Source organism: Deinococcus aestuarii (assembly GCF_018863415.1).
Classification (GTDB): domain Bacteria; phylum Deinococcota; class Deinococci; order Deinococcales; family Deinococcaceae; genus Deinococcus; species Deinococcus aestuarii.
Genome location: NZ_JAHKSN010000005.1, coordinates 141,895 through 161,360 on the forward strand (window position 1 = coordinate 141,895; position 19,466 = coordinate 161,360).

Annotated in this window: 15 protein-coding genes; 9 read left to right on the plus strand and 6 right to left on the minus strand. The window is 72.5% G+C overall.

Going from position 1 to position 19,466, the window contains the following annotated elements:
- Positions 1 to 300: 300 nt before the first annotated feature.
- Positions 301 to 747, plus strand: coding sequence for a universal stress protein (locus IC605_RS09265; protein ID WP_216322227.1), 447 nt, complete (start codon positions 301 to 303; stop codon positions 745 to 747).
- Between the two features lie 70 nt (positions 748 to 817).
- Here the strand turns inward: IC605_RS09265 and IC605_RS09270 are convergent, their stop codons facing one another.
- Entirely contained in the window at positions 818 to 1,063 is a 246-nt protein-coding gene (locus IC605_RS09270; protein WP_216322229.1) for a hypothetical protein, read from the minus strand.
- Between the two features lie 450 nt (positions 1,064 to 1,513).
- On the opposite strand from IC605_RS09270, the gene IC605_RS09275 reads away from it, so the two are divergent.
- The 5 genes from IC605_RS09275 to IC605_RS09295 all read left to right on the plus strand — a co-directional run bounded on the left by IC605_RS09275 (position 1,514) and on the right by IC605_RS09295 (position 6,530).
- Entirely contained in the window at positions 1,514 to 2,128 is a 615-nt protein-coding gene (locus tag IC605_RS09275; RefSeq protein ID WP_216322232.1) for a TetR/AcrR family transcriptional regulator, read from the plus strand.
- A 141-nt stretch (positions 2,129 to 2,269) separates the two neighbouring features.
- Complete coding sequence (locus IC605_RS09280) at positions 2,270 to 2,785, plus strand: hypothetical protein (RefSeq protein ID WP_216322235.1); 516 nt, start codon at positions 2,270 to 2,272, stop codon at positions 2,783 to 2,785.
- Positions 2,786 to 2,814: 29 nt separating this feature from the next.
- Positions 2,815 to 4,095 (plus strand): glycosyltransferase, encoded by a 1,281-nt coding sequence (locus IC605_RS09285; RefSeq protein WP_216322238.1) that lies wholly within the window; start codon positions 2,815 to 2,817, stop codon positions 4,093 to 4,095.
- A gap of 264 nt (positions 4,096 to 4,359) precedes the next feature.
- Positions 4,360 to 5,190 carry a class I SAM-dependent methyltransferase gene (locus tag IC605_RS09290; protein ID WP_216322241.1) on the plus strand — a complete coding sequence of 277 codons (831 nt, stop codon included), beginning with the start codon at positions 4,360 to 4,362 and terminating at the stop codon, positions 5,188 to 5,190.
- Between the two features lie 98 nt (positions 5,191 to 5,288).
- Entirely contained in the window at positions 5,289 to 6,530 is a 1,242-nt protein-coding gene (locus IC605_RS09295; protein WP_216322244.1) for an NHL repeat-containing protein, read from the plus strand.
- Between the two features lie 49 nt (positions 6,531 to 6,579).
- On the opposite strand, the gene IC605_RS09300 is transcribed toward IC605_RS09295, so the two are convergent.
- A complete protein-coding gene (locus IC605_RS09300; protein ID WP_216322246.1) occupies positions 6,580 to 9,660 on the minus strand; it encodes an ATP-binding protein in 3,081 nt (1,026 codons plus the stop codon).
- Positions 9,661 to 9,841: 181 nt separating this feature from the next.
- Here IC605_RS09300 and IC605_RS09305 point away from each other — a divergent pair, with 181 nt between their 5' ends.
- Positions 9,842 to 13,135, plus strand: a complete 3,294-nt coding sequence (locus tag IC605_RS09305; protein ID WP_216322249.1) for a type ISP restriction/modification enzyme — start codon at positions 9,842 to 9,844, stop codon at positions 13,133 to 13,135.
- A gap of 148 nt (positions 13,136 to 13,283) precedes the next feature.
- Here IC605_RS09305 and IC605_RS09310 read toward each other — a convergent pair whose 3' ends face one another.
- Together IC605_RS09310 and IC605_RS09315 are read right to left on the minus strand one after the other, a co-directional pair.
- A complete protein-coding gene (locus tag IC605_RS09310) occupies positions 13,284 to 14,546 on the minus strand; it encodes a VWA domain-containing protein (RefSeq protein WP_216322253.1) in 1,263 nt (420 codons plus the stop codon).
- Complete coding sequence (locus tag IC605_RS09315; RefSeq protein WP_216322255.1) at positions 14,543 to 16,792, minus strand: DUF5682 family protein; 2,250 nt, start codon at positions 16,790 to 16,792, stop codon at positions 14,543 to 14,545. The genes IC605_RS09310 and IC605_RS09315 overlap by 4 nt, the downstream gene beginning before the upstream one ends.
- A 56-nt stretch (positions 16,793 to 16,848) precedes the next feature.
- On the opposite strand from IC605_RS09315, the gene IC605_RS09320 reads away from it, so the two are divergent.
- Positions 16,849 to 17,079, plus strand: a complete 231-nt coding sequence (locus tag IC605_RS09320; RefSeq protein WP_216322260.1) for an antitoxin — start codon at positions 16,849 to 16,851, stop codon at positions 17,077 to 17,079.
- Positions 17,076 to 17,507 carry a PIN domain-containing protein gene (locus tag IC605_RS09325; RefSeq protein ID WP_216322262.1) on the plus strand — a complete coding sequence of 144 codons (432 nt, stop codon included), beginning with the start codon at positions 17,076 to 17,078 and terminating at the stop codon, positions 17,505 to 17,507. Before IC605_RS09320 ends, IC605_RS09325 begins: the two co-directional genes overlap by 4 nt.
- Positions 17,508 to 17,803: 296 nt before the next feature.
- Here the strand turns inward: IC605_RS09325 and IC605_RS09330 are convergent, their stop codons facing one another.
- Both IC605_RS09330 and IC605_RS09335 read right to left on the minus strand, forming a co-directional pair.
- Complete coding sequence (locus tag IC605_RS09330) at positions 17,804 to 18,373, minus strand: hypothetical protein (protein WP_216322266.1); 570 nt, start codon at positions 18,371 to 18,373, stop codon at positions 17,804 to 17,806.
- A gap of 3 nt (positions 18,374 to 18,376) precedes the next feature.
- Complete coding sequence (locus IC605_RS09335) at positions 18,377 to 19,462, minus strand: ATP-binding protein (RefSeq protein ID WP_216322269.1); 1,086 nt, start codon at positions 19,460 to 19,462, stop codon at positions 18,377 to 18,379.
- Between the last annotated feature and the right edge of the window lie 4 nt (positions 19,463 to 19,466).

Here is a 19,466-nt window from a genome sequence, read left to right on the forward strand (position 1 = left end):
TCGGCGCAAGACGAGTTCGACGGGGAGGGTTTCGTGCCCCGCGACGACTTCGGGATCGTTTCCCCGGCGGGTCGCCCCAGCTCGGCCCCCGGCCAGTCGGGGTGAGCCGCGTGACCACCCGCTCCCCGTCGGTTGACGGCCCGGATGGCCCCGGGGGGAGGGGGCCGTCTTTCCCCCGTCACCCCGGCCCGGGCCGGGAGGGACGTCCAGACGTGCCCGGTCGCGCGCGGTCGCCGTAACTCCCGGGTAACCTCCGGTGCCCACCCTGGGGACAGGCTCCTTGCGGCCTGGAGGTGGAAGATGTTCCGTCGAGTCCTCGTTCCGGTCGACTTCGGCACTTGCAGCGTGCAGGCCGTCACCCACGCCTGCGACCTCGTGCGGGCCTTCGGGGGAAGCCTCACGCTGCTGCACGTTCTGGAGGCGCAGGAGCCGGGTGGGCCGGTCGAGGACCGCCTGCGCCACCTCGCCGAGCGCGGCCGCCGCCCACCGATCCTGCTGGTCGAGGACCCCGGGGCGCACTCCGTCGCGGCCGCGATCCTGGCGGTGGCCCGCCGCGCGGGGGCCGAGCTGATCGTCCTCGGCCCGCACGGGGGACCGGACCCCACCGTCCGCAGGCTCGGCCGGGTGGCGACCGAGGTCCTGCTGGGCGCCCATCTGCCCGTTCAGCTCGTGCCGGGGGCCGTTCAGGGCACTCCGGGGCCGGGGACCCGCTGGCGGGCCCTGGCAGCGAGGGACCGGGACGCCTGAGCGAGGGGCAGGAGCAGGGGCCCATCGCTGGGAGGGCGGCGCACGGTGGTCCGGGCCAGCGTCTTCGTCGTCACGAACAGGTCAGCCGGGCGCGGTCGTCGGCGGTGCCGCGCGTGACGGGGGAGTCGAACACCCCGTCGATGCCGATGCCGCCCAGGCGGTGGGTGTCCAGGTTGTAGAAGTCAAGCTTCTTGAAGCACCCGTCGAGATGCACGTCCAGATGTTCGTCGCGCGCCGAACCGGCCGTGCCGGTGGTGACCCTGGCGCTGGGCTGGGTGGACGCCGCGTTGCGCAGCACGGACGCGAGTGCGGCCATCGGAACGCGGCTGGCGCTGTGGCTGGCCGGGGCGGGTCCCGCGGACGTGCGGCGTCCAGGGCTCCCCCGCCCCCGACGATCCACGCGGACCCGCGCGGCTGAGCGGCGGGATGCGCCCGATGGCCCCGCCGCTCATCTACACCGGCCGGACGGATCGGACCCGGGCCCCTCCCGCACCGCGCCGCCCCCAGCCCTGGTCGGAGCCCGGGGGCAGGCCCCATGAGGACCCCCTCGTCCCCGGCCACCGCTGGCGGACCTGCGGGCGGCTGAGGTTCGGGCGCGGCCGATCTGCCTCGCGTCCATATGTCCGGGGCGGTCCTCTCCACCCATCCCGCAAGGCTCCCGGGACGACACCCAGGCAGGGCCCACCCCTTGACCGGCCGAACCCAGCCGCCTATGCTCTGAATGACCGTTCATCTGAATGAGCCTTCATTCACCACCGGGAGATCTATGGCGGGCAGTCTGCAAGAGCAGCTCACGGCGACCAAGCGAGCCCACATCCTGAACGCCGCCGCCCACGTGTTCGCCGAGAAGGGCTTTCATGCCACGACCGTCCGGGACGTGGCCCGCCGGGCGGGGGTGGCCGACGGGACCATCTACAACTATTTCGAGAACAAACACGCCCTGCTGCTGGGGCTGCTCGACGAGATGACCCGGACCGCTCGCGGGATGATCGACCCCGCGGAGCTGGCCGATCTGGACCTGCGGGGGTTCCTGAGGGTGTCGTTCTCCCACCCCCTTCAGGCGTTCCAGGCCAGCCAGTTCGAGCTGTTCCGGGTGATCTTGTCGGAGGTCATGGTGAACCGTGAGCTGGGCGAACGCTTTCAGGCCCAGATTCTCGCCCCCATGATCGAGGGGGGCGAGGGCTTCGCGCGGCTGTGGGCGGCCCGCCACGGGGTCACCCTGGCGCACGGCGGCCTGAACATGCGCGTGGTCTGCGGGCTGGTGATCGGGCTGCTCGTCCAGCGGGCGCTCGGCGACGAGACCCTGATCGCGGCCTGGGACGACCTGCCCGGGACGCTCGCCGACCTGATGCTGGGAGGCCTGGTTCCGGATGAGGCGTAGCGGCGGGCCGGGGGCCGAACAGGGGCTCGCGTTGGTCGCCACGGGGCTCACGCTCGCCGGTGTGGTGCTGGCGGTCACCCAACCGCCCTGGTTGACCGAACCGCTCCAGGCCGCCGTGCGCGAGGCCGGGGGAGCGGCCCGGTGGTGTATGTCCTGCTGTGCGTGCTGGCCGCGCCCTTTCACCTCAGCGGCGTGCTGGGCGCGCTCTCCACCGTCACCTGGCCGCTTCCCGCCGCGCTGGGGCTGACCTTTCTGGGCACGCTGCTCGGCGCCCTGCTGACGGCCTGGCTGCTCTCGCGGGCTCACCCCCCGGCCCAGGGATACCGCGCGGCCTGGCCGGGGTGGTTCGGACGGCTCGCGGCGCAGGTGCAGCGGCGGGCCGTCCTGACGGGGGTGCTGGCCCGGCTGGCCCTGGGCTCCGGCGCGGCCCTGGAAGCCTTTTTCGTGCTCACCGGCTACACGCGGCGGCAATACCTCGTCACGGCGGTCCTGGGCACGGCGCTGTGGACCCTTCAGGCGCTGCTGGGCGTGACCCTCCTGCGTGAGCTGGCAAAAGCCTCGCCGGGTCTCGCCGCCCTGTTCGCCCTGCTGCCGCCGCTGACGGTGGCCGCCCTGCTGGCCCTGCGCCGCGCCCGTCAGCGGCAAGACGCCGCCTAGCCCCGCTTTTTTCCCTTGGGGAGGCTACCATGAACATCGCCGTCATCGCCCTGGGCACCCAGGGGGACGTTCAGCCCTACCTCGCCCTCGGCGGGGCGTTGGTCCGCGCCGGGCACCGGGTACGCCTCGTGGCGCCCGAGGGGACGGACGCCGGCGCCGCCCCCGGCCTGGAGGTGTGGCCGGTGCCCGGAGACGCGCGGGGCGTCATGGCGTCGCCGGAGATGCGCGAGCGGCTGGCCCGGGGCCGCTTTCTGGAGATCCAGCGTTACGCCAACCGGCAGATGCGCCGGGTGGCCCCGGCCTGGGCCCGCGCCGCCCTGACGGCCTGCGAGGGCGCGGACCTGCTCGTGGCCGGACTGGGCGGCCTGTCCCTGGCCCAGCCCCTGGCCGAGAGGCTTGCGCGGCCCCTCATCGAGGCCCACGTCGTGCCCCTGACCCCCACCCGCGAGTTCCCGGGGCCGCTCCTGCCCGCCGGGGCCGCGCGGCTGGGCGGGACCTTCAACCGCCTCTCCTACGGGCTGATCCGCCAGGCCATGTGGCAGGGCTTCCGGGCGGCGGACACCGACCTCCGGCGGGGGGTCCTGGGGCTGCCCCCCGCCCCCTTGCTCGGGCCGCGTCCGCCGCGGGGCCCCGTGACGCCCCCCGTGCTGTACGGCGTCAGCCCCGCCGTGCTGCCCCGTCCGGCCGACTGGCCCGCCCGGGTCCACCTGACCGGCTTCTGGTTTCTGGAGGCCGCGCCGGACTGGCAGCCGCCCGCCGCCCTGGAGGCCTTTTTGCGGGCCGGACCGCCCCCGGTGTCCGTCGGCTTCGGCTCGATGGGAAGCCGTGACCCGCAGGAGACCGCCGACCTCGTGCTGGAGGCCCTGAGGCGCACCGGGCAGAGGGCCGTGCTGCTCAGCGGCTGGGGCGGCCTGCTCCGGGGGGCGGTGCCGGACACGGTGTTCCTGAGTGACGCCCTTCCGCACGGCTGGCTGTTTCCGCGCGTGGCGGCGGTCGTCCACCACGGCGGGGCGGGCACCACGGCGGCGGGGTTGCGGGCCGGGGTGCCGGGCGTGGTCGTCCCGTTCTTCGGGGATCAGCCCTTCTGGGGGGGGCGGGTCCAGGCCCTGGGCGTCGGGCCCGCCCCCCTGCCCCGCCGGGGGCTGACCGCCGACCGGCTCGCGCAGGCCCTCCACACCGTCATCACCGACGCGCCGATGCGGCGGCGGGCGGCGAGGCTCGGCGAGGTCATCCGGGAGGAGCGCGGCCTCGGGAACGCGGTGCGGGTGATCGGGGCGTTCGGGCGGCAGGTGGGTCTGCCCACCCCGTAGCGGGCACCCGGTCTCGCCTCTCCCCCGCCGCGAAGGCACGCGGCCACCGGGGGGGTGCCGAACCCTTTGACCGGTTTTTGACCGGGACCCGTTCAGGCTGCCCTCACGCCCGGTCGAGGCGCCCCGAAGGGGAGTCGGCCGCCCGGCCGGGACGTGCCGCGCCGCGCCCTCTCCCGCACCTGCCGGAGGGCGCCGTTGAACCTCTTCCGACACCGCCCGCGTTCGTCCGCCCGCCTGTCCTCGACCCCAGCCGGAGGTTGACCCATGACGAGCACGCAGAGCACGCCCTCACCCGACATGCAGGCCCTCAAGGCGAGGCTCAAGGCCACCTGGGAGAGCGGCGACTACGGCGTCTTCGCCCGTTCCCTCGAACCCGGCGCGCTGGTGTTCTTGCGGGAGCTGAACATCCGGCCCGGGGAGCGGTTTCTGGACGTGGCCTGCGGGGCCGGTCAGCTCGTCATCCCCGCCTCGCGCATGGGCGTGGACGCGACCGGGGTGGACATCGCCGCCAACCTGATCGGGCAGGCCCGGGAGCGCGCCGCCGCCGAGCACCTGCCCGCCCGCTTCGACGAGGGTGACGCCGAGGACCTCCCCTACCCGGACGCTGGGTTCGACGTGGTGAGCAGCCTCGTCGGCGCGATGTTCGCCCCCCGCCCGGAGCACGTCGCCGCCGAGTTGCTGCGGGTGTGCCGCCCCGGCGGACGGGTCGTGATGGGCAACTGGACCCCCTCCGGCTTCGTCGGCGGCCTGTTCAGGGTCCTGGGACGGCACGTGCCCCCCTCGCCGCTGATGCCCTCCCCGATGGGGTGGGGCGACGAGGCCACCGTGCGCGAGCGGCTGGGGTGGGGGGCACGGGAACTGGGTTTCGAGCGCTTCGCCTACCCCTTCGCGTACCCCTTCGGCCCGGCCGAGGTCGTCGAGTTCTTCCGCGCCTTTTACGGCCCGACGAACCGCGCGTTCGCGGCGCTGGACGAGGGCGGGCAGGCGGCCCTGCGTGCGGATCTGGAGGCGTACTGGGCCGAACACAACCGGGCCCGGGACGGCACCACCCGGCTGGACTCCGAGCTGCTGGTCGTGAGGCTCGTTCGCGCCTGACTTCCGGGCCCTGCGCCCGGGGCCACGCCGCAACGTGGGCCGGTCTGCCCGGCGGGCCGCGAGGCCGACCGACCCGTTTCCCCCCGGAGGTGAAAGAGATGACGCCGAACCGTTTCCCAAAGGCCCTGCTGCTCGCGGCCCTGCTCGCCGCCTGCGGCCATGCCCCCACCACGCGGGCGCCGGACCCCGCGACGCCGACCCCCCAGTTCGGCAGCGGCCGCCGCGACGAAGCCTACGGCCTCGCCCCACACGGCTCGGGCGTCTACGTGGTGGGCCGGACCTGGGGCAAGCTGTACGGCCCACACCAGGGCGACGCCGACGCCTTTCTCGCCAAATACGACGCGGCGGGCACCCTCGTGTGGGGGCGGCAGTTCGGCACGTCCGACCTCGACGACGCCTGGGGCGTGTCCACCGACACGCAGGACAACGCGTACGTGGTGGGCCGGACGGAGGTCGGCAGCAATACCTTCGACCTCTTCCTGCGCAAGTACACCGCGGGCGGTGACCTCGTGTGGTCGCAGCCCGTCGGGACCGGGGGCGGCGGGACCGGCGGCGGCCTTGCGGTCCACGGGAGCGGCGTCTACGTGCCGGTGTCCATCTTCGGGGTCGCCAGCCTCCTCAAGTACGACGCGGACGGCACCCTGCTCTGGACCCTCAGGGACCACACCCACAGCGACCTGAGGTACGCCGACGTGGCGCTGGGCCCCGACGGTTCGGTCTACCTGGCGGGCACCGACCACGACGGCATGGTCCTGCGCAAGGTCACCCCGGACGGCGGGATCGTCTGGACGCGTCAGGTGCTCTACCAGCAGTTTCAGAACCAGACGGGCACGGCCGTGGCGGTCGCGCAGGGTCACGTCTACCTCGTCGGCAACTTCCAGTGGTGGGCGTCGGGCGAGCAGAAGGTGCTCGTCACGAAGTTCGGCGCGGACGGCGGGCAGCAGTGGCAAGAGCCGTACCACAACCTGTACGGCACCGACACCGCGTGGGACGCCAGCGTGGACGGCAGCGGCAACCTCTACCTCGCCGGGTACCGGGGGGGTGGCCCCCACCCGTCCCTCGTCGGCTTCGTCAGCAAGGTCGGACCCGGCGGGGGGCCGCCGCTGTGGACCAAGACGGTCGCCGCGCGACCGGGGGCATACGCCTTCGCGGTGCTCGCGTCCCCGGCGCTCGGCGGCCTCCTCACCCCCGGTCGCGCGTGGCCCCTGCCCAGGGCCGTGACCGAGGTGTACGCGGCCGGGTACGCCCTCGGGGACCTCGGCGCCGGGCACGCGGGCGACGGGGACGCGTTCCTGCGGCGGCTGGACAGCGCCACCGGCGAGACGCTCTGGACGAGGTAGCCGGCGACCCCACCCGGCGCCCGTGCCGCCCGCGGAGTCGGCGGGGGCCTCAGGGGTGAGCCCCCGCCAGGAACCCCTCCGGCAGGGCGGGCAGGCACTCGCCCACCTCCAGCAACGCGGCTCGCCGCTCGGCGTACAGGGCATGGGCCGCCGCCGTCTGGCCCTGGGCCCGCAGGGCCCGCACGGCGAGCCGCAGGGCCTCCTGATCGTAGGGCTCCACCTCGCACAGCACGCGGGCGAGGCGCCCGAGGTCGGGTGCGCCCCGCGCGAGCAGCGCCTCCACCCGCGCGCGCAGGGCGAGCGCAAGGGCGTCCCGCACGCCGGGCAGCCAGCCCTCGCCCAGCCCCTCCAGGTAGGCCCCGCGCCAGAGTTCGGCGTCGCCGCCCGCCAGAAAGTCCTCGGCGTCGCTCGACACGGCGCCCAGCGCGTAGCCGTTCGGGGTGCTGAGCACGGCGTCCTGGCCCAGCCCCGACCGGATCAGGTACACCTGCTGCTTGAGGGTGCGGCGGGCCCCCGCCTCCGGGGCCCCGGGGTACAGGGCGTCCACGAGGTCGAGCGCACTCACCTCCCCCCTCCCGGCGATGCGGGCTTCGAGCAGGTACGCGAGCAGCTCGGCGCGCTTGCGCCCCCGGTACGGCGCCGCCCGGTCCCCGCGCCAGAGGCCGAACGCCCCCAGCACCGTCATCCGCGCCGGGGGGGAAGGCGGCGGGGCCGGGGCGGGCGGCCGCGCGGGAAAGTACCGCCGCGCGCGCCCCGCCAGCGCCCCCAGGCCGACCTCCTCGAACCAGGCCAGGAGGGACGCCGCCCGCGCCGCGTCCCCCTCCAGCCGGGCGAGTTCGAGTTCGGCCTCGTGGCGGTACTCGGGCACCCGGGTCCGGGTGACCGCCTGCTGCCAGCACGCCCGCGCCTGCCCGGTCTGCCCGTTCGCCTCCAGCGCGAGCGCGAGGGCCACGTCGCGGCCGTAGGCGTCCTCGACGGAGCTGGAGTCCAGCGCGGCGGCCTCCCCCGCGAGCCCCAGGGCGCGCGCCGGGTCGCCCTGCCACGCCTCGACCCGCGCGGCCACGCACAGGGCGGTCAGGAGCGGGCGCGGGTTGGCGAGCGAGCGCGCGTGCGCCAGGGCGTCCCGGGCGAACTTGTGCGCGAGCGCGCCGCCGTGGGGGGGGCGCCAGTCGGCGTACAGCAGGCCCAATTCCCACTCGCAGTTGGCGAGGCTGTAGGTCACGTCCAGCCGCGAGAGGGTGCCCTGCGCCTCCAGCAGGGTCGCCTCGGCCTCCGCGAAGCGCCCCAGCCGCCCGAGGGTCACGCCGAGCAGGGTGCGGGCGTTCGCCGCATACTGCACCCAGCCCGCCTCGGCGTAGCGCCGGGTGGCGACGTTCAGGGCGCCCAGGGCCTCGCCGTAGCGGCCCAGCCGGGACAGGTTGAACGAACGCTCGTACTGGCACGCGGCCACCGTCCCGGCCGAGCCGTGCGTCTCCAGCCACGCCAGGCTGCGGTCGAACAGCCGCTCGGCCTCGCCGAAGTGCCCCTGCTCGGACCGGATGAACGCCAGCAGCCGCGAGAGGGCGGCGTGCATGTGCGCGGGCAAATCCGGCAGGGCCAGCCCCCGCGCGATCAGCCGCTCGGCCTGGGCGAACTCCCCCAGGTTGGCGTGGACGTTGGCGGCCCTCAGCATGCTGCCCGGCCGTTGGGCCAGCTCCGGGTGCGCGTGCCAGGTGCGCAGGGCCTCCACCGCGTGGGTGCTCTGCGCCTGGGCGTGAAACACCACGTCGGTCCAGCGAACCTCGCCCCGCTCGGCCTCCGGCAGCGCCCGCACGAGCGCCTCGACCTCGTGGTCCCGGCCCATCGCCGCGTACGCGCCCGCCAGCCGCAAGCGTGCCCCCCGGTGCCCCGGCTGCGCGTCCAGCGCCAGCCGGGCCAGCCGCGCCCGCTCGGGCTCGGAGCCGTCCGGCCGCAGCAGTTCCTCGGCCTCCAGGGCCAGGCGCGCCCGCTCCCCGCCGTGGGCGCGTTCGGCGGCGAGGCCGAGCAGCCGCGCGGCCAGCCGCGAGTCCTGCCGCCCGCGCGCCTGTTCAATCGCGCGGCGCAGCAGGGCCCTTTCCTCCTCCTCCCCGAGGTCGGCGGGCCCGATCAGGTCCACCGCCCGCGCCGGGTCCCGGCCCATCAGCACGCGGACGGCGCCCCTGGCGTACGCGCGGCGGCGCTCCCGGGGGAGGTCGCGCGCCACCACCTCCCCGATCAACGGGTGGGCGAGGTCGTCGCCGCGCAGCAGGCCGCCCCGGCGCAGGGCGGCGCGCGCGTGGTCAAAGGCCCCGGGGCCGACCCCGGCCGCCCCCCGCCAGGTGTCCTCGTCCGGCAGGGGCCCGAGCAGGGCGCGCGCCTCCAGCACCGCGCGGGCCTGCGGGTGCGGCAGGCTCGCGGTGAGCTGGGCGATCAGGGCCTCCACCGTGAGCGGCACGGCGTCCTCGGGGGGCGCGCGCCAGTGCCAGTGCAGGCCGTCACTCCACAAGAAGCCCTGCCGGGTGAGCGCGCGCGTGAACTCCAGCGCGAAGAGGGGATTGCCGCCGGTGCGGGCGTGGACCCACGCCACCGCCTCCGGCGGCACCGCCACGCCCACCTCGCGCCCCAGGAGCGCCGCCACCTCGTCGGGGCCCAGGGGCGTCAGGCGGCGGCTCAGGAAGGGCGGCGGCAACTCGGCGCGGCTGGTGGCGAGCAGACCGACCCCCCGCGAGCGCCGCACGGCCCGGCCCACCCCGGCCAGCCGCGCCAGGTGGTCTTCTGCGGCCTCGTGAACGTCTTCCAGGTGCAGCACGAAGGGCGCCAGCGCCGCCAGAACCGTGGCGAGCGTGGCCGCCAGGGTCTCGGGCTTCGGGGGCTCGCCGCGCCCGAGCCGGTCGAGTTGCCCCCCGGCCCAGGCGGGAAGCTGCCGGGGCCGGGGCAGTGCCCCCAGCAGCTCCGTCACCGGGAGGGCGGCGGGCACGCTGAGGCTCGCGCAGGGAACCTCCCGCAGCACCTGCGCGGCGAGGTGGGTCTTGCCGATGCCCGGCTCGCCCCACACCCCCAGCGTCACGCCGAGCCGTCTGGACACCACGGCGCCCAGGCCGCGAGCGATGCTGGTGACGACCTCCTGCCGCACGGAACCCGCCTTCCCTTCTTCCCCAAGGGGTTCCTCCCAGGGTAACGGCCGCGCCTGAGAGGCGGGAGAGAGGGCGGCGAGGCGACTCCCGGCCCGCCGCCCCCCCCCCATCCCCCGGAACCTGCCCGGGGCGCCGACTTCCGCCCTCGCCCCCCGGCCCGCGCGCCTATGCTGGGCGTCCATGCCGAGCCTCTCTCCCTACCTCGCCGCGCTCCGGGACACGCGGGCGACGGACCTCGCCACGCCGGAGAACTCGTACCTGCCCCACCTGAAGCCGCTCTTGGAGGCGGCCCTGGAGACGCTCTCGCCGCGCGTCGGCGTGCTCACGCACCCCAGGGACCGGGCGGGCGCGGGCCTCGCAGACGCCGCCCTCGTTGAGGCGGGCAGCGGTGACCTCGTGGCCGCCGTCGAGGCCGAGGCGCCCACCACCAGCCTCGCCTTCCCGCCCACGACCGCCGGGGGCGAGGAGGCGTGGGAGCAGGCCCGGCGCTACTCGGCGCACCTCGGCCCCACCCTGCTGACCAACTTCGTGGACTTCGTGCTCGTCGAGGATGGCCGGGAGGTGCGGCGCGTCAGCCTCGGGGCCTGGGGTGACCTCCTGACGGGTGCGGAGGTCGGCGAGCGGACCGGCGCGGACCTCTTCGACCTGCTGCGCGACTGGGCGACGCGGCGCCGCGCCGTCACCAAACCCGCCGACCTCGCCGACCGCCTCGCCAACTACGCGCGGGCGGCCCTCTCCCGGCTGGAGGCCAAGGAGGACGACGGGCTGGGCAGCCTGCGGCGCACCCTCAAGGACGCGCTGGGGCTGCACTTCAACGACCGGCAGGGCGAGCACTTCTTCCGCTCGACCCTGGTGCAGACGCTCTTTTACGGGCTGTTCAGCGCCTTCGTGCTGTGGGTGCGGGAGGGCCACGCCCCGCGCGACTTCCGCTGGCGTGACGCCGCCGACTACCTGCGCCTGCCCGTGATCTCCGCCATTTTCGAGGAGGCCAGCAAGGCGAGCACCCTGCGCCGACTCGACCTGCGCGCCCCCATCGAGTGGGCGGAGGCCACTTTGCAGCGGGTGGACGAGGAAGCCTTCTTCGCCGCCTTCGCCGAGGAGCACGCCATCCAGTACTTCTACGAGCCCTTTCTGGAGGCGTTCGACCCGGACCTCCGCGAGCAGCTCGGCGTGTGGTACACCCCGCCCGAGGTCGTCGCGTATCAGGTCCGAAAGGTCCACGAGGTCTTGCAGCGTGACCTCGGGGTCGAGGACGGCCTCGCCGACGAGGGCGTGGTCGTGCTGGACCCCGCCACCGGCACGGGCTCGTACATGCTGGAGGTCGCCCGCGTGATCCACGCCCACCTCGCCGAGATCAGGCCCGCCACCGCCGCCGCGCGCACGAGCCAGGCCCTGCGAACGCGCGTCTTCGGCTTCGAGATTCTGCCCGCCCCCTTCGTCGTCGCGCACATGCAGGCGGGGCTGCTCCTCCAGCACCTCGGCGCCCCCCTGGCTGGCGGCGAGCGCGTGGGCATCTACCTCACCAACGCCCTCACCGGCTGGAACCCCAGGGACGACGCCAAGCGGCAGCTCGACTTCGCGGAGTTCGAGCAGGAACGCGAGGCCGCCCAGAGCGTCAAGCGTGACGCGAGGATTCTCGTGATGATCGGCAACCCGCCCTACAACCGCTTCAGCGGCGTGGCCGAGGACGAGGAAGCCGACCTGATCGCCCCGTACAAGGCGGGCCTTCAGGAGAGGTGGCGGGTCCGCAAGCAGCTTCTCGACGACCTCTACATCCGCTTTTTCCGGCTCGCCGAGTGGCGCCTGAGCGAGAACGGGCAGCGGCGCGGCGTCGTGAGCTTCATCAGCAATTCCTCGTGGCTCACGGGCCTGAGCCACCCCGTCATGCGCGAGCACCTGCTGAACAACTTCGACCGGGTGTGGGTGGACAATCTTCAGGGGAGCGCCCTCGCCCGTGAGCGGTCGGAGCGCGGGGCCTCCGACATGAGCATCTTCTCGAACGAGTACAACCCCCGGGGCATCCGTCCGGGTGTCGCCATTGCGACCCTTGTGGACACGGGTGTAGGCAAAGCCGACGACATGGCGGAGGTTCATTACCGGGAGTTCTGGGGCTCCGTGAAAGCCAAAAAGGCCGCGCTCACCGAGGACGTGGAGCCCTATCACCGCCTCACGCCGCAGGAGCGCACGCGCTGGGTCCTCGCCGCGACGGGAGAGGCAAGTCATTACCTCGATTGGCCGACGGTGCCTGAGCTGTTCCCCGCCATGTTTAACGGGGTGATGACGGCGCGGGATGGAGTCGTCACGGACATCGAAGAGGCTCGCCTTAAACGGCGAATTCAGGACTACTTCGATTCCACCATTTCGGACGATGAGCTTCGGCGACGGCACGGTGACGTGCTCACGGACAGCTATCAGTACGATGCGAGCGCAGTCAGACAGACGATGCTCGCTCGGGGTATAGATGACGCGGCCTTCCGTACCGTCATGTACCGTCCGTTTGACAACCGCTTTGTTTACAACGAAACCCGTGGAAAGCTCGTGGCACGCTCAAGCCCGGAATTCTTGCCTCACGTTTTCGACGGTAATCTCTTCCTCAACACCACGAGGCGGCAGCGGCGGACTGGTGCGTGGGATCTTCTTTCGTTGACACCGTATCTCACCGACTTGCACGTCCACGAGCCGGACGCGCGTTCGTTCCCCCTCTTCCTGCGCGTGTCCGACATGTTCGGCGAGCATCTGGAGCCCAACGTCTCGCCGGACGTGCTCCGGGCGGCGTGCGCCCTGTTCGGCGTGGTGCCCGCGTCGAACGGGCCGCAGGACGACGCGGTGCTGGGGATCGCCGACCACCTCTTCCACCATGCGGTGGCCGTCTTGCAGTCGCCCGCCTACCGCCGGGACAACGACGGGTTTCTGCGGCAGGACTGGCCGCGCGTGCCCCTGCCGAGGACGCGGGAGGCGCTGGAGGCGTCGGCGGAACTCGGTCGCCGGGTGGCCGCGCTGCTCCGGCCGGACGTGGCGGTCCCCGGCGTGACACGCGGCAGGCTGGCCGAGGGGTTGCGGGACCTCGGCACGCCCACCCTGGCGGACGGCACCCCGGTCCGGGAGGGCGACCCGCTGGCGCTGACGGTGCGCTACACCGGGCGCGGCCGGCACGAGGGGGCGAGCGGGCGGCTGTGGTGGTCGCCGGGCGGGTACTGGGCGAACGTGCCTGTGGAGGTCTGGAACTTCTCCATCGGCGGCTACCCGGTGCTGAAAAAATGGCTGTCCTACCGCCACCGGGACGACCTCGGGCGCCCCCTGACGCTGGACGAGGTGGAGTACGTGCAAGACCTCGTGCGCCGCATCCGCGCATTGATCGACCTCGGCGGCGACCTCGACGAGAACTACGCCGCGGTGACGACGGCCACCCCGGAGGCCGTGCAGGGTCAGGAGGAAGACCCGGAGCGGTGGACGCGAGAAGAGGCGTCCCCCTGAACGCGAGGGTCGGCCACCGCGTGACCACGTTCCTCCGCCGAAGACCCCGAGCGGCGGGAGGCGATGCTCAGGACCCGGCGCCCGGTGACGCTCGCGGCGGATGGGTCGGCTGCCGACGGGATGACCGCCGTTCACCTGCGAGAACCCTTCAGCGTTCGGCCAGCGGACCCGCCTCGGCCCCCGCGCGGGCCGTCACGATCCCGCGCGAGGCCGCCCAGGCGCCGATATCGGCCCCTTGCAGAGCGGTCGCCATCAGCTCGGGGAAGAAGTCCGGCGTGCAGGCGAAGACGGGGATGCCCAGGGCCGCCAGCCGCGCGGCGTTGTCGTGGTCGTAGCTCGGCCTGCCGTCGTCGTCGAGGGCCAGCAACACGATCACGCGGGCCCCCAGCTCGCGGAACTCGTTTAAGCGGCGGATCATCTCGGCGCTGCCCGAGCCCTCGTACAGGTCGGAGATCAGAACGAAGGTATGCTCCTCGGGGTTGGTCAGCAGGCCCCGGCAGTAGCGCAGGGCCAGCGGCGTATCGTTGCCGCCGCCGAGCTGCACGCCGAACAGCACGTCCACCGGGTCGGCGAGGTGGTCGGTGAGGTCCACGACCGTCGTGTCGTACACGACCACGTTCGTCTTCAGGGCCGGGAGGCTCGCCAGCACCGCGCCGAAGATGCCCGCGTACACGACGCTCGACGCCATGCTGCCCGACTGGTCCACGCAGAGGGTCACGGCCTTGAGCTGCCGCCGGGCGCGCCCGTAGCCCACCAGCCGCTCGGGAATCACGCTGCGGCGCTCGGGGTCGTAGGTCCGCAGGTTCTTGAGAAGGGTGCGGCCCCAGTCCACCTCGTTCTGGCGGGGGCGCAGGTTGCGCTGCGAGCGGTTGAGGCTGCCCGTAACGGCGCTGCGCAGCGGCTCGGCGAGGCGGGCCTGAAGGTCCTCCACCACCCGCGCCACCACCTGCCGCGCGAGCGCCTTGGCCTGGTCCGGCATGGCGTCCTTGAGGCTGATCAGGGTGGCGGCCATGTGCACGTCGGGTTGCAGGTGCTCCATGAGTTCGGGTTCGAGCAGCATGGTTTTCAGGTTCAGCCGCTCCACCGCGTCCCCCTGCATGACCTGCACCGCCGACTGCGGAAAGAGGTCGCGGACCTCGCCCAGCCACGCGGCCACCGCCGGGGCGCTCTTGCCGAAGCCCACGTTGCGGTGCGACTTGCGGCCCCCCTGCGGCTTCTCGGTTTGCAGGGTGAAGGGCGCGCCGTCGTACAGCGAGGCCAGCGCCGCGTCGAGACGGCGGTCGTGCTCGCCCAGCTCGCAGCCGATGCCGTCGGCGCTCTCGCCCTTCGCGGTCTCGCCGCCCAGCAGCAGACGCCAGCGGCGCAGACGTTCTTGCTCGGGAGTCAGGTTCTGTGGGGCGGGTTCAGTCATTGGGCATCTCCAATCGGCAGGGTGACACCGAGCAGCCGCAGCACGACGGGCACTACGGCGGCTCCCAGGTCGCCATTCACCTGCGCGGCCTGTTCGGCGCGTTCCAGGCCGCGCAACTCCTCGCCCAGCCTCTTGCGGGCGTGCGGTTCCAGGCGCGAGAGGGCGCGGCGCAGGGGGGGCAGCACCTCACCGAAGGCGTCCGGGTCGAGTTCCGTCACCCAGGCGTCGAGCAGGGCCAGGGCCGCCGGGTCATGCCGCAGCGTCCCGCCGTCCTCGCCGATGAAGCCGCCCAGCCACGCGGCCACGTCGGGCGGGGGTGCCCCCGGCGCGAGGGCCGCCGCGAGCCTGGATTGCACCTGTTCGGCGTCGAGGATGCCCCGGTCGCGCAGCCGGTTCACGGCGTCGCCGCGCAGGAGGGGCGCGGTGCCCTCGGCGTCCAGGGCGTGCAGGGCCGCCACCCACTCGCCGCTCGCCTCCGGGTCGTCGAGGAGGCGCACCGCCGCGTCGGCCCCCACGATCTGGCCGTGGAGTGTTGCCGCGGCCTCCTCGCCCAGCCCGTGCGCGGCGTTGGGCAGTCCGGCGGCGGCGCGGGCCACCAGGGTACGGAACACGGGCCGCAGGTCGTCGCCCTCGCGCGCCCTCACGTCGCCGTAGCGGGCCAGCCGCGCCAGGGGCGGCAGCGAGAGCAGCAGCGCGGCGGTGTCGGCGTCGGCGGCACGGGCGTCCAGCCGCGCGAGCGTGAAGTCGGCGGCACCCGGCAGCCCGCACAGCCGCGTCACCTCCAGCAGCGCCGAGAGGGCGCCCAGGTCCGGGGCCCGCCGCGCCCGGGAGATCGCCGCCGCGTTCGCCGCACGCACCAGCGTATTGCCGTAGCGGCTCGCCTCGACGAGGCGCACGCTAAATTCCGGCTCCCAGCGCAGGGTCCACGCCTCCTTGAAGGTGCCCGCGCCCCGGCTGGCGGCCTCCCTCGCCCACGGCACACCTAGCAGGTTCAGGCGGTGGAAGAGCTGCGAGCGGCCCAGGCCCGCGTCCTCGCGCAGGTCGAGGGTGACCTCGCGGGTCACGGCCTCGCGCTTCAGGCGCAGCCGGGCCAGCGTTCCTGCCAGGTCCTGTTCCAGCGGCACGGCGGGCACGCCGGAAGGCACGCTGCCCAGCGCCTCACCCACGAACAGTTCCTCGGAGAGCAGGCGCAGCGGGGTGTCGGAATCCCAGGCGAAGACGGCCCGGGTGGCGTCGGTCAGCTCGTCCAGGCCCGCCAGGCTCCGCCCACGCAGGGTCGCCAGGGCCTCGGCCAGCCGCACCGCGTCGATGACCTGGGCGCTTGACGCGTCCAGCCCACGTTCGCGCAGCAGCCGCGCCGAGCGGGTCAGCCAGCGCTCGCTGACCTGCATGGGCGTGCCGTAGAGGTGCGCGTACCAGCCCGGCGACGTGACGCCCGCCCCGTAGCCGCTCGCCTGCGTGAGCCGCCCGTGCGTCCAGGGGGTGATGGTGAGGGCGACTTTCGCCCTGGGGAGGTTCTTGACGCGTGCCGGGTCGGCCTTCGCCTCGCGCGCCAGCACTTCGGGGGTGAGGGCGTGGGCATGCCACGCGCCGCAGACCACGGCCACGCTGTCGCGCCCCAGGGCCGCGCGGATGGTCTGACGCATCTGCGCCTCACGGATCAGGTCGCGCTCGGAAGTGTGCCCGTCCTCGTCCTCGCGCACCGCCGCCATGACCTCGGCAATCGCCGCGAAGACCGCCTCGCCCTCTCCGCGCGACTCGACCAGGGCGTCCCACCAGCGCTCGAAGTCGCTGTAACCCGCCGCCCGGGCCAGCAGCGCGAGCGGATCGGCGCGCACGGCGTCGGCATGAGAGGTGAGCGTCCCCTCGGCGTCAGGGTCGGTCTCGGCGGGGGTCTCCCCTTCCTCCCCCTCACTTTTTGCTGGAGGCGCGAGGGTCACGCTGGCGGGCAGGTCCATGAAGGCCACCGGTACGCCGCGCGCTAGGGCCCAGCGGATCGCCACGAACTCGGGACTGAACTCGGCCAACGGGTAGAACACCGAGCGCTCGGGCTGGCCCTGCACATGCGCCATGACCGCGACGGGGGGCGTGAGGGCGGGGTCGTTCAGGAAGGGCAGCAGGCCGTCGGCATCCACCGGCCCCTCGATGAGCAGCGTGGCGGGCGGGTTGGCCTCCAGCGCTCGCGCCACGCTGCGCGCCGAACCGGGGCCGTGGTGGCGGATGGGGTAGATGGTGAGGTCAGACATAGCAACGCTCCAAAAGGGAATGTATCTACGGTATATACTTGAGTGGAGGTGAACCCGTGACCCGCAGCCGAACGTTCAAGAGTGGCAACAGTCAGGCCGTCCGTATTCCACAGGAGCTTCAGTTGCCCTATGGCGAGGTGGAGATCGTTCGCCGGGGCCGGGACCTGATCATCACGCCGGTTCAGCGGCAAGACGGGCTTGCCATCTTCGAGGCCCTGACGGCCTTTGAAGGTCCCCTCGAACGGGAGCAGCCCAAGGCGCAGCAGGAACGGGAAGACTTGATGTGACCTCTCCTCTCCTCTACCTGCTCGACACGAACATCTGCATCTTCACCATGAACCGCCGCCCAGAACAGGTCGGGCACAGGATGGGGGAGGTGACGGCAGCCGGGCACCGAATCGGCATCTCCAGCGTGACCCTGCATGAACTCTGGTACGGCGTGCGCCGCAGTGGCCGCCCGGAGCAGAACGCCGCCCGCCTGTCGGCCCTGACGCGGACGCTGGACGTGTTCGACTTCGGCCCGGACGCCGCCGAAGCCGCCGCCGGGATTCGGGCCGCCCTGGCGGGAAGCGGCTCGCCCATCGGACCATACGACGTGCTGATCGCGGGTCATGCCCTGAGCCTGAACGCCCAGGTCGTCACGAACAACCTCGGGGAGTTTGCCCGCGTGCCGGGCTTGCGCTGCGAGGACTGGACGCGGGAAGAGGGGGATTGAGGGCGTCGTTGGCGTCCTGACCTCCAGCGCCCTTTCCACGCTGCGCGCCGAACCGGGGCCGTGGTGGCGGATGGGGAGGATGTGGAGTTGGAACACGGGGCCTCGTTTCGGTGCAAAAATCTGCTGTGCCTGATGAGAAGAGAAACACTTCGTGGTCAGAAGGAATGACAGGGGAAGAAATTATGGAGGCGTACAACCGCGTTTACGACGCACTCGACAGCGAAGACCCAGAAACAGCGGAATTTCGCAAGGAAGCAGCGCGACGCGCATTTGAGCGGGTGGAGTGGGCAAAATAATCAAAGCTGAACGCCTGCCAATTTTGTTCTAAACGGCTCATGGGTCATGCTGAACATGCGCCGAAAACCTTCCCTGATTTGCTCTCTTGACCAACCTGTTTCGGGAGCATTTGTATCGGTGATGAGGGGCCGCGTCAGGTCTTGACCCCGCACTATCAGCGTCTCCTGTGTAGCAAATTCAGCGGGGAGAGCAAGGGTGACTGTCCAGCCTACCCACTGCTGACGGACAACTTCCAGCAACTCTCGCACTATGTCGGGGAATTCCGGGTAAAGCTCAAGCTCTTCCGGTATTTCGTCAAATCTACGGAAATCAGGCAACCATTCCCACGAGCCGAAAATCAGGTCTTTGGAATCTAGATTGATGAGGATGGCTCCTTCGGTCATGACTTCATCCCAAATGTCCACTTGATGCAGGCGAGAACTCGCATTCTCAAGATGCTCTCGCGCCCAAGCCAGTGCGAAGTCAGGTCCACAGGCGACGAGAGCGGGAATGTCGTGAACAAAGCCTTTTGCGGTACGTCCATAGGTCTGCCCGCCTTCGTGAATGAGGATATTCCCCCGGTGGCCCACGCCTCAGCTCACCTCCCTACACGCCGCGTAAAACTCCTTCCACCCGGTCCGCTTCTTGACTGCCGTTTCCAGGTACTCGTTCCACACGGCCTGGTCCTGCACCGGGTCTTTCACCACGGCCCCGATGACGCTGGCGGCCACGTCGCGGCTGCTCAGCCTGCCGTCGCCGAAGTGGGCGGCCAGGGTCAGCCCGTTCGTGACCACGCTGATCGCCTCGGCCACGCTGAGGCTGCCACTGGGCGTCTTGAGTTTCGTCTTGCCGTCCTCGGTGACGCCCGCGCGCAGCTCGCGGAAGACCGTCACCACGCGCCGAATCTCGTCAAGGGCGGGGGGCAGCTCAGGCAGGCCCAGGCTGCGGCCCAGCGACTCGACGCGGCGGGTCACGATCTGGAGTTCGTCCTCCAGGCTGTCGGGCACGGGCAGGACGACGGTGTTGAAGCGGCGCTTGAGGGCGCTCGACAGGTCGTTCACGCCCTTGTCGCGGTTGTTCGCCGTGGCGATCAGGTTGAAGCCGCGCACCGCCTGCACCTCCGTGTTCAGCTCGGGCACCGGGAGCGTCTTTTCCGAGAGGATGGTGATCAGGGTGTCCTGCACGTCGCTCTGCACGCGCGTCAGCTCCTCCAGGCGGGCGATCTTGCCCTGACGCATGGCGTGCATGACGGGGCTCTCGACGAGCGCGGCCTCGCTGGGCCCCTCGGCCAGCAGCCGGGCGTAGTTCCAGCCGTAGCGGATGGCGTTCTCGTCGGTGCCCGCCGTCCCCTGCACGAGCAGGGTGCTGTCGCCCGAGACGGCGGCGGCGAGGTGTTCGCTCACCCAGCTCTTGGCCGTGCCCGGCACGCCGATCAGCAGAAGCGCCCGGTCGGTGGCGAGGGTCGCCACGGCAATTTCCATCAGCCGCGCCTCGCCCACGTACTTTGGCGTGATCTCGGTGCCGCCCGCCCGGCCCCCCATCAGGTAGGTCAGGACGGCGCGCGGGCTGAGGTTCCACCTCGGCGGGCGCGGATGGCGGTCGTGCTCGGCGAGGGCGGCGAGCTCAAAGGCATAGGCTTGCTCGGCGTGCTGGCGCAGGACTTCGGGGGTGCTGGTCATGGCG